Source organism: Paenibacillus sp. FSL F4-0097 (assembly GCF_038593125.1).
GTDB lineage: Bacteria > Bacillota > Bacilli > Paenibacillales > Paenibacillaceae > Paenibacillus_AQ > Paenibacillus_AQ odorifer.
On the sequence record NZ_CP151965.1, the window covers coordinates 5,752,146 to 5,766,963 of the forward strand.

General features: G+C 48.7%; 8 protein-coding genes. 4 read left to right on the forward strand and 4 right to left on the reverse strand.

Features of this window, described 5'->3' with window-relative positions; translation table 11 throughout:
• Positions 1-500: 500 nt before the first annotated feature.
• The gene (locus MHH86_RS25905; protein ID WP_076223495.1) at positions 501-5,189 is read right to left on the reverse strand and encodes a WIAG-tail domain; all 4,689 of its coding nucleotides are present in this window, start codon (positions 5,187-5,189) and stop codon (positions 501-503) included.
• Positions 5,190-5,406: 217 nt separating this feature from the next.
• On the opposite strand from MHH86_RS25905, the gene MHH86_RS25910 reads away from it, so the two are divergent.
• Together MHH86_RS25910 and asd are read left to right on the forward strand one after the other, a co-directional pair.
• Entirely contained in the window at positions 5,407-6,501 is a 1,095-nt protein-coding gene (locus tag MHH86_RS25910; RefSeq protein ID WP_036679737.1) for a YheC/YheD family protein, read from the forward strand.
• Between the two features lie 86 nt (positions 6,502-6,587).
• Positions 6,588-7,379, forward strand: a complete 792-nt coding sequence (gene asd, locus MHH86_RS25915; protein WP_036679739.1) for an archaetidylserine decarboxylase — start codon at positions 6,588-6,590, stop codon at positions 7,377-7,379.
• A gap of 1,109 nt (positions 7,380-8,488) precedes the next feature.
• Here the strand turns inward: asd and gpmA are convergent.
• The 3 genes from gpmA to MHH86_RS25930 all read right to left on the reverse strand — a co-directional run bounded on the left by gpmA (position 8,489) and on the right by MHH86_RS25930 (position 12,618).
• Positions 8,489-9,232 (reverse strand): 2,3-diphosphoglycerate-dependent phosphoglycerate mutase, encoded by a 744-nt coding sequence (gpmA, locus tag MHH86_RS25920; RefSeq protein WP_036679780.1) that lies wholly within the window; start codon positions 9,230-9,232, stop codon positions 8,489-8,491.
• Between the two features lie 781 nt (positions 9,233-10,013).
• Complete coding sequence (locus tag MHH86_RS25925; protein ID WP_036679782.1) at positions 10,014-10,799, reverse strand: AraC family transcriptional regulator; 786 nt, start codon at positions 10,797-10,799, stop codon at positions 10,014-10,016.
• Between the two features lie 313 nt (positions 10,800-11,112).
• A complete protein-coding gene (locus MHH86_RS25930) occupies positions 11,113-12,618 on the reverse strand; it encodes a PLP-dependent aminotransferase family protein (RefSeq protein ID WP_036679783.1) in 1,506 nt (501 codons plus the stop codon).
• Between the two features lie 143 nt (positions 12,619-12,761).
• On the opposite strand from MHH86_RS25930, the gene MHH86_RS25935 reads away from it, so the two are divergent.
• Positions 12,762-13,379, forward strand: coding sequence for a pyridoxamine 5'-phosphate oxidase family protein (locus MHH86_RS25935; RefSeq protein WP_036679785.1), 618 nt, complete (start codon positions 12,762-12,764; stop codon positions 13,377-13,379).
• A 111-nt stretch (positions 13,380-13,490) separates the two neighbouring features.
• A complete protein-coding gene (locus MHH86_RS25940; RefSeq protein WP_036679816.1) occupies positions 13,491-14,792 on the forward strand; it encodes an aminotransferase class I/II-fold pyridoxal phosphate-dependent enzyme in 1,302 nt (433 codons plus the stop codon).
• The last annotated feature ends 26 nt before the right edge of the window (positions 14,793-14,818 follow it).

Genomic DNA, 14,818 nt, shown 5'->3' on the forward strand with positions numbered 1-14,818 from the left:
ACTTCAGCTTAGATACATTGCGCATAGCCAGCTGCCGCGGCCACAATCTGGGGCGGTAACGAACGCAGATTGTGTCCGCGGCAGGGCGATTAGGTTAGGACAGTATCGGACAAAACCGAATCTGCAGCGGATGTTTAGACATTAGCGCTATCGGACACAGTTGCTCCTATTCGCCGCATTATCACACTTTTAGATTATTAACGGACTCCGTAGCAGCTATTGGCATGAAAAGAACTCAATAATGCTCTATTTCTATACAATTGCTTCACTAGAGTCCTAAACCAGCCTTAAAAAACGACAAACCTGCAAATAACGCCATCTGGGTCCGTAAGTAGCAGCGGATGTTTAGACTACCAGGCTATCGGACTGAGCCGCAGCCACAGCGAATGATTAGAACCCGGCGATGCTGACATGTACCGTTCCCCCCCAAAAAAACAGAGCAGCGATCTCCAATAAGGAGATTCGCTACTCTGCTATTTTTAAGAGGAACTGCTTAAGGTTCAATCAAATACGCGATCATCTGCTGCCGGCTTAGCTAAGGGAGCGCCTATAGCAATCCAAGAGATAACCCCATAGAAATGCGGAGTCTCGCGCAACCGCACTACTTGAATCACTGCTTCTCCATTGGCTCTGCTCTTTAAGGAAGCGTAGAAGTAAGGCTGATTGGTCATGGCAACAAGCACATAACCCGTATGCCCAAAGCTCTCATCAAACGATACGGTCACCTCTACACTCTCTGCATCCCCATTGAACATAAATGCTGTCATTCCAAACTGCTGTAGTGCTTCTCGCTTCCCAGCTGTTTGAATCGGACTGAAGGACAGATGATCTGTATTTACAGAGTTCGGTGCCAGATGAGTCCCGTTTACTGCACCTGGGGAAATATGATATTCCTGAACACTCTCTTCTTCCAGATGGCGGGCTTGAATCGCAAACGAAGAGATTTTGGATGCTACTACCGCTTCATCCTGAAGCTCTGTTGTCCCTACTGCACCTTCTGTCAGATGAGCGGACTCGATACTGCCTTCCTTCAGCTTAGCTCCGTTGATACTGCCATCCGGGAGCAGTGCTGAGCTGCGTGTTTCATCCGCAAGATGCTCTAATTTGATGATGCCAGGCTGCAAATGCCGATCTGCCACGCTCTTGTCAGCAAGATGCTCTCCGTAAACACTCCATGGTTGTAAATGTGAAGAACTCACGGAGCCTTCGGCGAGTTTTTCTTCAGTAATACTGCCATCCGGCAACAAATCCGCACTGCGTACCTCTTCTGCCAAATGCTTCAGGGTGATGCTGTCCGATCGAATATGGCGGCCATCCACCGCATCCCCGGCCAAATGACCTCCAGAGACGCTGCCTTGGGCTAAATGGAAAGACTGAATCGTCGCGACTTCAATCTTCTCGCCTGTAATACTGCCTTCCGGCAACAAATCAGCGCTGCGCACTTCTTCTGCCAAATGATTCAGAGTAATGCTTCCAGCACGGATATGGCGGCTATCTACCGCATTCCCCCCTAAGTGTCCCCCATAAACACTGCCAGGAGCCAAGTGGTAGGCAGTAATAGATCCACCCTCCAACTTTTTACCGGTAATGCTGCCATCCGGCAGTAACTCGGAGCTGCGTACCTCATCCGCTAGATGTGCTAGCTTGATCTCACCTTTTCCAATATGGAGACCTTCTACTGCAGACGGACTCAGATGAGTTCTATCCACACTGCCAGGCACTAGATGAATTGCTTCTACGGAGGCTTCCGCCAGCTTCTCCCCAGTAATGCTTCCGTCCGGCAGCAGCTCGGAGCTGCGTACCTCATCCGCCAAATGCGCTAGCTTGATCTCACCTTTTCCAATATGGCGTCCTTCTATTGCAGACGGACTCAGATGAGTTCCCTCCACGCTTTCAGGTACAAGGTGATTTGAATTTATGGATGCTTCCGCCAGTTTCTCCCCAGTAATGCTACCGTCTGGCAGCAAATTGGAGCTGCGTGTTTCTTCGGCCAAATGAGCCAGCGTGATCTCACCATATCGGATATGACGTCCTTCTATTGTGTCCGGACTCAAATGACTGCCATCTACGCTTCCAGGCACCAGATGATTAGAATTTACGGATTCTTCCGCCAACTTCTCCCGAGTGATGCTACCGTCTGGCAGCAAGTCAGCGCTACGTGTTTCTTCGGCCAGATGAGCTAACGTAATCTCACCTTTTCCAATATGGCGCCCTTCGACAGAACCTGAACTTAGATGAACGCCTTCCACACTGCCAGGTACTAGATGATTTGAATTTACGGAAGCATGTGCCAGCTTTACACCAGAAATACTACCGTCTGGCAGCAATTTGGAGCTGCGTGTTTCTTTTGCCAAATGAGCCAGCGTGATCTCACCGTATCGGATATGACGGCCTTCTACTGTGTCTGGGCCTAAATGGCTGCCATCCACACTGCCAGGCACTAGGTGAATAGAACTTACGGATTCCTCCGCCAGCTTCTCTCTAGTAATACTACCGTCTGGCAGCAGATCAGCGCTTCGGGTTTCATCGGCGAGATGAGCCAGGGTAATCTCACCTTTTCCAATATGACGTCCTTCGACGGAACCTGAACTCAGATGTCCGCCTTCCACACTTCCAAACACTAAATGAATAGAATCCACGGATGCTCCCGCCAGCTTCTTCCCGGTAATACTGCCTTCAGGCAGCAAGTCGGAGGTATATGCATCTGCAGCCAGATGAGCAAGCGTGACCTCACCCGGTAGGATATGTCGACCTTCGACAGAACCCGAATTCAAATGGCTTCCGTTCACACTTCCAGGCAGGAGATGGTTGGAATCTACCGATCCTTCAGCCAGCTTCTCCCCAGTTATGCAGCCGTCTGGCAGCAACTCAGAGCTACGTACCTCTTCCGCCAGATGAGCCAGCGTGATTTCACCAGGTAGGATATGACGACCTTCAATCGTATCGGTACACAAATGGCTGCCGTCTACACTACCAGGTGAAAGATGCTGAGAATCCACGGCACCTTTTACCAGCTTAGAGCTATTAATACTGCCCTCTTGGATTTGAACCGCAGAAATAGAATTCGGAAGGATATGACCATTCCCTATAGACAACGGCCGGATATGCGCCCCACTGACACTGCCGGGATTCAAATGTCTACTTTGAACGGCACTTTCGCTTATGGTTTTCGAACTTACAGCATTTACCGACAAATGCTCAGCATGAACTGCTGACGCCGCCAGTTTACTGGATTCTATGCTGCCGTCTGCAAGCTTAGCCGAAGTGACTGCTAAATCACTGATTTTATCCGTTGAGACACTTTCCGGTGAAAGCTTCAACGAGGTCACTGCATGATCGGCCAGATGATGAGGCTGCACAGCTCCTGCTGCCAGGTGAATTTCTCTCACCGCAGCGGAAGCCAGCTTATCTCCTGAAACTGAGCCCGATTGAATCGCAGCGGAAGTCACACTATTTTCACCAAGATGTCTTCGTTCCACGGCTCCCGTGGCCAAATGATCCTTATTTACCACAGCATCCTGCAATACACGGCCGCTCACACTGGCATCCGCCAGATGCTTTTCCTCCACTGTACAAAAAGCGATATGTTCACCACTGACTACTTCACGCGCAATCGTGCTCCCGATCACTGCACCTGCTGCCAGCTTAGCTGCATTTACACTTCCATCTGCCAACTTGGCAGAAGTAACGCTCTGTGCACGAAGATGCTCCCCGCCCACAGATTCTGAAGCCAGCTGTTCTCCAGTCACAGCACCGGAAGATAAATGTTGAGTCTGAATAGCTTCTTCCTTAAGCTGCTCCGAGCCGACCGCTTCCGCCGCTATATGCGAATGATTCACTGCTTCGCGTTCCAGATGAATAGAAGTTATGGCTTGCATAGCAATTTGCGGTCCGCGAATGGCGGATTTAGCAATATGTCTTGTGGTCACTGCTTCGTCTGCCAGCTTATGTGGGAGAATGCTTTGGTCAGCAATTTTGGACGAGGTTACCGCTTGCTCCACTAACTGTGCAGTTCCTACTGCACCCTCAGCCAGCTTTAAAAAAGAGATGCTGCGGTCAGCCAAATGCCGACTCGATATTTCGCCATCACCGATATGATTACCATTCACACTTTCTGGGCTTAAATGGACGCTTCTCACGACATCTGCACCAAGTTGCTTAGAGCCTATAGCTCCATCAGCTAAATGCCCGCCTTCGATAATACCCGACTGCAGCTGTTCCTTACCGATCAATTTGCTGGCAAGCTGATCAGAACCGATCGCTCCCGGGGCCAGATGTCTGGCGGTTATCAAAGCGTCGCTAAGATGGCGGCCTTCAATAACAGCATCCGCTAGCTTTGAACTGCTGATTTCACCATCAGCAATTTTATCGCCAGATACCGCTGCATCGGCCAGCTTGGAACGGTCAACACTGCCGTTAGCTAGGTGGCGACTTGTGATGCTGCTGCTTCCTATTTTGTCACTAGTAACGGCTCCATCTTCCAGTAAATCCGCAGTAATAATCAAATCGCTTAAATGGCGGCTCTCAATGGCTTTATCTGCAATTTGACCGCCGCCTATAATCCGATCAGCCAGCTTCTCTGGACTAATACTGCCATTTTTCAGCTTCTCTCCACTAATCGAATGATCCAGCAGCTTACCGCCACTAACGCTTCCTTCTGCTAAATGCTCGCCCACAATCGATTCTGGTGCGATTTTTGCAGAAGTGACTGCCTTGTCCGCGATATTGATACTCTGTACAGCGTAATCTTGCAGCCAAGGTGTACCAATAATGCCGAACTTTAGCTTAGAACCGTCAATGGTACGTGGAGCGATTTTGGCTCCGGTCACCGCTGCATCCGAAAGATCATCTGTATAAACGGGCTGAAAACGTTCTTTCTCTGGAGGAGCGAACCATACGGTTTCAGGAAGATTATCCGCCTGTTTCTGAAGCTGCGCTTCCTCTATAAGCTCCGGCTCCAATTGTAGAACTGGAGCAGAAGTTGGCTCCTCTAGAACGACTTCAGCTATTGCTCCCCCACTCACCTGAACTTCCGCGATCTCTGCTTCGCTGACTCCGTCACTGTTATTCCCCGAGCTTCTAGAGCTGCTTTTGGTATCCAGCATACTCAGTTCCTCTTTATTGGGATTATCTACAAAATAGAGTCGTTTCTGTGGACTGCGCGGCTGCTTTTTTTTGGAACCCCTCACAAGCAGTCTCCTCCTTCCATCTAATGTTTCTCCTAGGCATCATATGCAGCGGTATGGGCTTATGACACCCTTTTGCGATGAGGCCTTCATAAGATTATGTATAAAAAAAGGCATCTGCCTTCGCGCATTCGTCCACCCTGACACGCGGGTACAAACATACTATGACAAGAGTAGAAAAAGCAGGGATCATGTAACCGATGAAACAGGAGGAACAAACATGGGGCATAAGCTCGTTGGAATATTACTAAATGCCGATATGCACCGGGGCGTTCCCCGGCTAAAAACAGGACAGGAGTCTCTATCCAACTATGAAGAGGCCGCGGCGGCATACGGTTTAGTCCCTTGCTTCCTGAAGCTCGCGGACATCGATACGGACACAGGCTTTAGTGCCGCCTATATAAAGGGAGCCAACGGATATAAAAGCGTAGTTGTTCCTACGCCTGCTGTTATCCATAACCGGGCAATATACAGCAAAAACAGCCCTGGGATGCAGCGTCTGCTGAAGCACTATCCCCTGATTTTCAATACATGTAATCGATACGGCAAAGATGAGATCCATCAGCTGCTTGAAAAAAATACGGAGCTTCGCGAATATTTACCCGTAACAACGAGAGTCTCAGGCCTAAAAGAAATGATGAATCTTTATCCCGATCTCATTCTTAAACCTTGCCGTGGAAGTATAGGGAATGGGGTCATGCGGCTGGTCCGCAAGGGATCTCAGCGTTGGACCTTGAGCTACCTCTCCCCTTCGATGCAGCGCTGGAGAAATATTCCCGTAAATCAGGCGGCGTTGCCACAAGCGCTCCGCGCACGCCTAACCTCCGTGCCTTATCTTGTTCAAGAACGTATTCCCCTTGCTGAGATTGGAGGACGTCCCTTTGATCTACGCGTCACCGTTCAGCGCGGCTGGGGAGGAGATTGGCAGGTCACTGGGCTCTTCGCCAAACTGGCTGCCCCAGGGGGCTTTGTCTCCAATATAGCCCGCGGAGGAGAAGCGTTAAGCTCCTCCCTAGCGCTCGAAAAAGCCTTTTCAAGATCCACAGCGGCCCACATCCGTATGTCTGTCGAAATACTTAGCCTTGCAATCGCACGGTGTCTGGAGCAAGACCTTCCCGGACTGGCCGATATCGGACTGGATATAGGCATTACTAAGGACGGACGACTCTTCTTCATAGAATGTAACGGTCGCGACCAACGCTACGGATTTCATAAAGCCGGCCTTACGGAAATTTGGAAAGACAGCTATCGCAGACCTATGGGATACGCGCGTTTTTTAATAGAAACGAACAGTACGGTATATAACAGTTATTGATTTGTCTCCTATTCTATGTCAATATAATGCAGAGCAGAGACGACCCGTATACAACCGTACTGCTGCATTATGGAAGGGAGATGGGCATGGTAAAACAATTGCTACGGCTGATGACCGAGCTATCCTCACACCGGTGGCTTTCACGGTTAATGGGATCTTTTTCTCATAGTAGAATCAGCCGTTTTCTTATCCCGGCATTTATTAAGACTTATCAAATCCCCTCCGCTCAAGCGGAGAAAAATCCTGGAGAATATCTCACTCTTAATGAGTTTTTCAGCCGCCGGCTGAAGCCGGGCATGCGGCCTATTGCAACCGATGCTGACGCTTTGGTTAGTCCCGTAGACGCAACGATTACTGCTATGGGTGACATTACCGCCGGTACGATTATGAATGTAAAAGGGCAGGATTATAAGATCGAGGATCTCCTTAATCACTCCCCGCATCTGGAGCTGTACAAGAAGGGTTTTTTCTTCGTTCTTTATTTGAGTCCTACCGATTATCACCGGATTCACTCTCCCCTTACCGGACAAAAGGTGGAGAGCGATTATATTCGCGGACGGGCCTATCCTGTCAACGATTTCGGAATGCGACATATGAAGGGTGTCCTGAACCGCAACGAACGTCTCATTACGTATATTGCCGGGAGTTACGGGGAAACCGCGGTAGTAAAGGTAGGCGCAATGAACGTCAGCAGCATCCGTTATACGGATGCTACGGCTGCCGAGTGGCAAATAGGCGATGATCTGGCTTATTTTGAGTTTGGCTCCACCGTAGTGCTGCTCACGGAAAGCGGTACCTTTACCCCGAGACCCAAGCTTGAGGTCAACTCGAAGGTAAAGATGGGCGAACTACTGGGAACGTTGCATCGACCTTTGTAGGGAGAGTTGGGCGAATGTCAAAAATTAGAGGGTGCCTCAAAAGCCATGAAATGGCTGCTGGGGTGCCCTCTAATTTTGGGGACTTAGTGTGGAGCACAGTTGCGGACACGAACCCTCTAGCTATCGTATACCTATCGTATACCTATCGTTAGCTATCGGACCCAGCTGACCTTATACGCGGATTTTTGACACATTTGCGATTCTATCGGACTCCACCGCAGCTATTGGCATGAAAAACACCCTATTTGCGCTAGATCTTAGGCAATAGCGGCACTGGAGTCCGAAACTCCGCTCAAATGGCGATAAATGGGCAAATAGCGGCTGCTGAGTCCGTAAGCATTTGCAGAGCGTTGGTCGAGGTTGGTCGAGCGTTAGTTGAGGATGGTCGAGATAGTGGAGGGCTGGTCGAGATAGTGGAGGGCTGGTCGAGATAGTGGAGGGCTGGTCGAGCGTTAGTGGAAGGTGTGCGCTCGCCGCTATCGGACCCAGCTGACCTTATACGCGACTTTTTCACACATTTGCAATTCTATCGGACTCCACCGCAGCTATTGGCATGAAAAACACCCTATTTGCGCTAGATCTTAGGCAATAGCGGCGCTGGAGTCCGAAACTCCGCTCAAATGGCGATAAATGGGCAAATAGCGGCTGCTGAGTCCGTAAGCATTTGCTAGAGCGTTGGTCGAGGTTGGTCGAAAGTTAGTTAAGGGCTGGCCGAGAGTTAGTTGAGGGATGGTTGAGCATTAGTGGAGGACTAGTCGAGAGTTGGTGGAGGGATGGTCAAGAGTTAGTTGAGGATTTGAGGGCTAGTGGAGCGTTGGTCGAGGATCTACGGAGCGTTGGTCGACGGTTAACATTCAACGCTTTCGCACCCAGCTGACCTTATACGCGCCATTTTCGCACATTTGATTGGTCACAAACACACTAATAGCAAAAAGGACAGCCCCGAGGCTGTCCTTTTATCTTTTCATGTAACCCACCTAATACGCCTGTTACGCTTATTAACCTGCTACGCCCTAATGTGATTATTACGCCGCCTGTTTTGCTTACTATACCTGTACACCCGTTATACTCAATACACCTGTTACGCCTATACGCTTATTACACGCCAATTACACATGTCCCTGCTTAGCAACATCAAGCGCCTTGGCCGCTACCTGTTCCGGATCTCCTAGATAAAAGCGACTGATAGGATTCATGTCCTCATCCAGTTTGTACACGAGCGGTACTCCGGTAGGAATATTGAGCTCCAGTAATGCCGCTTCATCAATATCCTCCATAAATTTAATCAATGCACGCAGCGTATTGCCGTGGGCTGAGATAAGCACCCGTTCTTTTTTACGCAAAAGAGGTACGATCCGGTTTCCCCAGAAATCGCCTACACGATGTACAGTGTCCTCCAGGCTCTCTCCACGCGGGATATCTTCCGGACGAACACCGCTGTAGCGAATATCGTTTCTGGCATACCTAGGATCATCAAGCTCCAGCAACGGGGGTCTCACCGATAAACTCCGCCGCCAGATATGCAGCTGCTCATCTCCATATTTTAGCGCTGTCTCGCTTTTACTTAATCCCTGCAATGCCCCGTAATGGCGTTCATTCAATTTCCAAGACTTTTGCACGGGTATCCACAGCAAATCCATCTCTTCCAGTACATAGTTAAGAGTTTTAATCGAGCGTTTGAGTACCGAAGCAAAAGCCAGATCAAATGTATACCCAGCGTCCTTCAACAGCTTGCCAGCAGTCTTTGCCTCTTGGATACCCTTCTCAGTTAAATCCGGGTCACTCCAGCCTGTGAACAAATTCTGTACATTGTACTGGCTCTCACCATGACGTATTAGTACGATTTCGTACATTTTCTCTCTCTCCTTCCAACTATGGACCTTATATATTCTACCGACGAACAACATTATGCGAAACGTATCGCGGAAAGCTCTCACCTTAGTAATAACCCAATCGTAGAAATAAATATCTACCGCTACCTCATAGTTAGACCAATTAAACATCCTCAAAGGTACGTGAATGAGGCGTGCATGGACCGTGAACGGCGTGTAGATAGTGCGGTACATGAGCTTACGCTTCATTGCAGAATGTGCAACAGAAAATCTTAACTCTCACTTGAAAATACATTACATTGTACTTTGTGCAATAGATTATCGTGATGATCTCTAGAAAGGCTGCTTCTCCTGAATTTGAATGTAAGATGTGCAACAGAATTCAAATCCGACTGCTTTTAGACTCAATCCCATTGTACAAAATACAACGTGAGGCACGATGTAATGTCCATCAGTTACTCTAGTCTTCGACTTAAGTTCATTATATATATCAATTTCTAACAACACAAAAAAACCGGATGCCTCATGGCCCCGGCTATTTATATTTTTAGTCATATCATGCGATTGTATGCTTGCTTGTTCCGTTTAGAACCAGCTGTCCACGACAAAAGCGTTCGCCTGCTTTAACCGTTTTAAGCGGTTTCTAAAAATACCTCCGCCTCCACTCTTACAATCCGTGTTGCAGATTCTGCGTCTGATGATCATGCCAAGAGTCTCCTTCCAAGAAGTTATGTAAATTCTCTGTAAACTAAACTGCAAAGTATTTACCCTTGGTTGAACAAACTGAAACAAAAAAAGAGAATCAGCGGATCTCAGATGGACTTTTTCCGGTATATTGCTTGAACTGGCGGCTGAAAAAGAAAATGTCACGATATCCGAGCGCATCTGCGACCTCAGTAACATTCATTCCTGCGTACAGCAGTAAATGCTGAGCACGCTCAATCCGGGCTCGGATGACATAAGACTGCACAGAAGAGCCCGTAAGCTCCTTAAACTTAATTGAAAAGTACCGAGGCGAAAGCCCCGCACGAGCAGCAAGATCCTCTACACGATGTGCAATCCCCGGATGCTGGCTCACATAGTTCGCTATTTCGTGAATGATTTCTGTCAAATGGTTGCTAACATAACGTTCTACTGGCTTCACACGGTCCTCCCTCAGCAGATGAATCATCAGCTGCTTCAGTACAAGCTGCCCTTCTTCCTCAGCGGCGTAAGTATCCACCAGAAATAGTCGAACGTACCTAGCAAGCAGATGTTCAAATTCAACGGTTTCTGTAAGCTCACGATAGGGCAGCGGAATATCCGTCACCTCTTCGGAGACATCAAAATGAATATATGTAAGTACAAGTGGCTTTTGCGGATTATGTGTAGCACTAGTATGGTCACCCGGACGAAAAAGGAAGCAGCTTCCCTTACCTACTTGAAAGGGTTCATCGTTACGCACAACCGTCCCTTCCCCGCTCCATACATAAAATAAATCATAATTTTGCAGCGACTTCTCTCTTTTTTGCCATTTCCAGCCCGGCTCGCATACAATCTTAGCCAGAGCCGGTAAAATAACAAAAGAGGACGGCGATGCATGCAGCATAACGTTCCCTCCTAAAAGTTTTGTTAGCATAAACTACCTTGAACACTTCGCAAAACTTGCTTCGTAAGCATTTCGCTTTGTTTTGTTAGCATAAACTACCTTGAACCACTTCGCAAAACTTGCTTCGTAAGCATCCGCTTTGTTTTGTTAGCAAAACTTGCCTCGTAAACATTCGCTTAGTATTGTCAGCAAAATCTGCTCTGACTTCGCAGCGTCCATATAGTTTTGTTTAGCTTAATCTACTCCGAGTTTCTTCGTCAAAATTCGTAAGTATTCGCTTAGTTTTGCATTTCATCTTCTTTATCATACCTTGTCATGTTGCATTTTGTACATCTTCCCACGCCAGATGCAGGCTTGTTATCCCTTCCTCCAGCTCCTCGGCATTCAGATGGGCAAAAGAAAAACAAGCGGCCGGTGCTCCCGGTGATAGCTGATATAACGCGGCATCTCTAAAATCCGTGTCGCGCCTAAGCGCTGCCGCTCGGAAAGCAACAAACTCTTCACTGCTGCGCAGCCAGCGGGCATATACATGCAAGCCCGCATCACCAGGCAGCAGCTCGAAGAGCTCCTTAAGCCGTTCCGACAGCAGCGTCCTGAGGATGCGTCCGCGTTCACCATAGATGCGTGTCATCCGGCGCAGATGACGGCCATAGCCGCCTGTATTCATGAACCGCGCCAAGGCACGCTGCTCCAGCAGCCCTACCGGCAAGGGCTCATATAGCGCCTTGGCGGCGATAGTCGGCTTTACCAGAGAGGGCGGAAGCACTGCAAAGCCTAGCCGCAGGCCCGAAAACATCGTGTTTGAAAAGGAGCCTACATACACGACCCGCTCTTCGCGATCCAGTGCTTTTAAGGGCTCAATAGGACGCCCAGCCCAACGGAACTCACTGTCATAATCATCTTCAATGATTACTGCATTATGCCGCTGCGCCCATTCCAACAAGGTCCGTCGTCGTTCCAAAGGCAGTACCACACCCGTAGGAAATTGACGGCTCGGCGTAACAAACAACAGCCGGGCATCCCAATCCTCCGGAATAAGGCCGTTGCCATCCAGCTTCCCTGCCAGCAATCGGCCTCCAGTGATCTCTACGGCTCGCCGGATCCCGTGAAAGCCCGGGTCCTCTACGACCGCTGAGCCCCCTGCATCCAGCAGCAGCTGCGTCAAAATAACGATGCCTTGCATCGAACCGCTGAACAATACGATATGCTCTGCATCCGCGCGAATCCCGCGGGTAATCCGCAGATGTGCAGCGATAGCTTTCCGAAGTCCTTCATCGCCTTGAGGTGGACAAGTGCTTTGCAGCAATCCACCTTCCTTCCCTCCGGCATAAGAGAGCGCACTGCGCCATTCGGAGTAAGGAAAATGTTCCATCCGCATACCACTACTCTGGAAGCTCACTGCTTTCTTATTACTCTTTTCATAAAAGGGTATCGGGCGCGCAAGCAGCCGCTTTCCCCATGCTGAAATAGGAATCGTAGTCTCGATTTCACAATCTCCTCCAGCAGCATCTGTGGCTTCACCCAAAGCCTGATTCTCACCGTCACTGCGACTGGCAGCTGAAGCAAAGCTATCTTCCGATACGAATGTCCCCCGCCCCGTTTCAGTCCTTACATACCCATCAGCGAGCAACATTTCATACACCTGCGAGACCGATCCGCGCGACAGCTCATAGTGCTTAGCAAGACTTCGTGTAGACGGCAACGGAGTGCCTCCCGGAAGTGTTCCTTCCAATATTCCTGCGCGGAGCGCGTGATATAACGCTAAATATTTGTAGCGGTGTATCGCCAGATATTGATCGTATGCCAGCGTGATATTCATCGTTATCCTCCTTGACCAGCAAGTGGTCCATTAAAAACTATCTTAATTGGTCCTTTTTAATTGTCAACCACTCTACTATTCTTTAAAGAACAATTACATTGGAGCAGACGCTCTAGACTAAAAAGAAAGAGGACGTGATCCCTATGCGCAGAAAAGAATTTAAAGTAGATCAGGAGGAAGAATTGGTCTCTTTTCTAAACGGAATGAGTTTTGGTTTTCTCGGGACAAGCGATGAACAGGGGCAACCGCGGGTGACACCGCTGAATTTTGTATATACAGATGGTTGTTTCTATTTCCATGGCAGTCATGCTGGTGGCAAAATGAAGTCGATCCGCAATCAGCAGAAGGTCTGCTTTACGGTAGCGGATGAGTATGCTCTTATCCCGTCTTATTTTAGCGATCCCGAGCTGGCATGCCCTGCAACCGCCTATTTTAAAAGTGTGACCGCCTACGGCACAGCCGAACCTGTCGAAGACATTAATGAAAAAGCCGGCGTACTCTCCTTATTTATGAAAAAGCTCCAGCCCGAGGGGGGGTATGATTCCATCGATGCAGAGGACCCTAGATACCGTCCCCGTCTAAAGGGAGTTGCCGTTGTGCGCATTACCCCCGAGGAGATCACTGCGAAGTTTAAGTTTGGGCAAAACCTAAAAGAAGAAGAGCGCTCCGGCATCATTTCCGGCCTGTCCGAAAGAAATAATCCACGGGATGAAGAAACGATAGAAATGATGAAAAAATACTGCCCTTTCCACGCCGAATGATATTTTTTAAAAATCGTATCTTTCCAAGTGACGGTTGCAATTGGCGGTGATATAATGTTAGGCAATGTTAACAGTATGTTATCCCCAAAGAACCCTGGAAGGATGAAACTGATGAATCCACTAGCTGGACAATTAAACGAAAGTATCAAAGCAGGAAATGAACATGTGTATGATATGCTCTCTACGCTTGGCAAAGAGATTTACTTCCCAAAAGAGGGCATCCTGAGCCAATCCGCTGAAGCAGGAGCTCACGCCAAGAAATACAACGCAACCATCGGTATTGCTACTGAAGGTGGCGTACCTATGCACCTCGGCGTCATTCAGGATAAACTCTCCGCTTACAGTCCTAAGGATCTTTATAGTTACGCCCCTCCGGCAGGTAAACCAGAGCTGCGTACTGTATGGCGTGAAAAGATGCTGCGCGAAAATCCATCGCTAGAAGGTAAAACCATCAGCAATCCCGTTGTAACCAATGCCCTGACTCACGGGCTTAGCATTGTCGCTGACCTCTTCGCAGAGCCAGGTGACGCGATTATCTACCCGGACAAGAACTGGGAGAACTACGAATTAACCTTCGGAATCCGCCGCCATGGGGAGACCGTTAACTATCCGCTGTTCACAGAAGAAATGACTTTCAACAGTGCAGGTCTGGAAGACGCGCTGCTCGCTCAAAAAGAACGCGGCAAAGCGATTGTGCTGCTGAACTTCCCTAACAATCCTACCGGATATACTCCAGGAATTAAGGAAGGCGATGAGATCGTCGCAGCTATCCTTCGTGCGGCTGAGGAAGGCATCAACGTTGTTGTTGTAAGTGATGATGCATACTTCGGGTTATTCTTTGAGGATTCACTAAAAGAATCGCTGTTCGGCAAACTGGCTCATCTGCATCCTCGTGTGCTTCCAATCAAGATTGACGGTGCGACCAAAGAAGAATTTGTCTGGGGCTTCCGTGTGGGTTTCATCACTTATGCCTCGGAGGACAAAGACCTGCTGGCAGCATTGGAGCAAAAAACACTAGGTATCATCCGTGCCACCATTTCCAGCGGTGCGCATCCTTCGCAGACCTTCGTACTAGACGCCTTGAAATCTCCGGAATTCGAAGCACAGAAGGAAGAGAAGTTCCAGATCATGAAAGGCCGTGCGAATAAAGTAAAAGCACTGCTGGATAGCGGTAAATACGGCGAGGATGTATGGACGTATTATCCTTTTAACTCCGGTTACTTTATGTGTCTGAAGCTGCACACAGTTGCGGCTGAAGATCTCCGGCTTCACCTGATTCATAATTACGGACTAGGCACTATTGCTTTGGGTGAAACTGACCTACGTATTGCTTTCTCATGTATCGAAGAGGAACAGCTCGAAGATCTTTTCGATCTTGTATACGCAGGTGTTCGCGATTTAGAAAAAGCCTAACTGAACTTTATATAGCTTACAATCAG

Excerpts from the sequence above, each read along its gene's own strand:
- MHH86_RS25910 (WP_036679737.1), top strand. The coding sequence starts at position 5,407 with ATGGGGCATAAGCTCGTTGGAATATTACTAAATGCCGATATGCACCGG.
- asd (WP_036679739.1), top strand. The coding sequence starts at position 6,588 with ATGGTAAAACAATTGCTACGGCTGATGACCGAGCTATCCTCACACCGG.
- gpmA (WP_036679780.1), bottom strand. The coding sequence starts at position 9,232 with ATGTACGAAATCGTACTAATACGTCATGGTGAGAGCCAGTACAATGTA.
- MHH86_RS25925 (WP_036679782.1), bottom strand. The coding sequence starts at position 10,799 with ATGCTGCATGCATCGCCGTCCTCTTTTGTTATTTTACCGGCTCTGGCT.
- MHH86_RS25930 (WP_036679783.1), bottom strand. The coding sequence starts at position 12,618 with ATGAATATCACGCTGGCATACGATCAATATCTGGCGATACACCGCTAC.
- MHH86_RS25935 (WP_036679785.1), top strand. The coding sequence starts at position 12,762 with ATGCGCAGAAAAGAATTTAAAGTAGATCAGGAGGAAGAATTGGTCTCT.
- MHH86_RS25940 (WP_036679816.1), top strand. The coding sequence starts at position 13,491 with ATGAATCCACTAGCTGGACAATTAAACGAAAGTATCAAAGCAGGAAAT.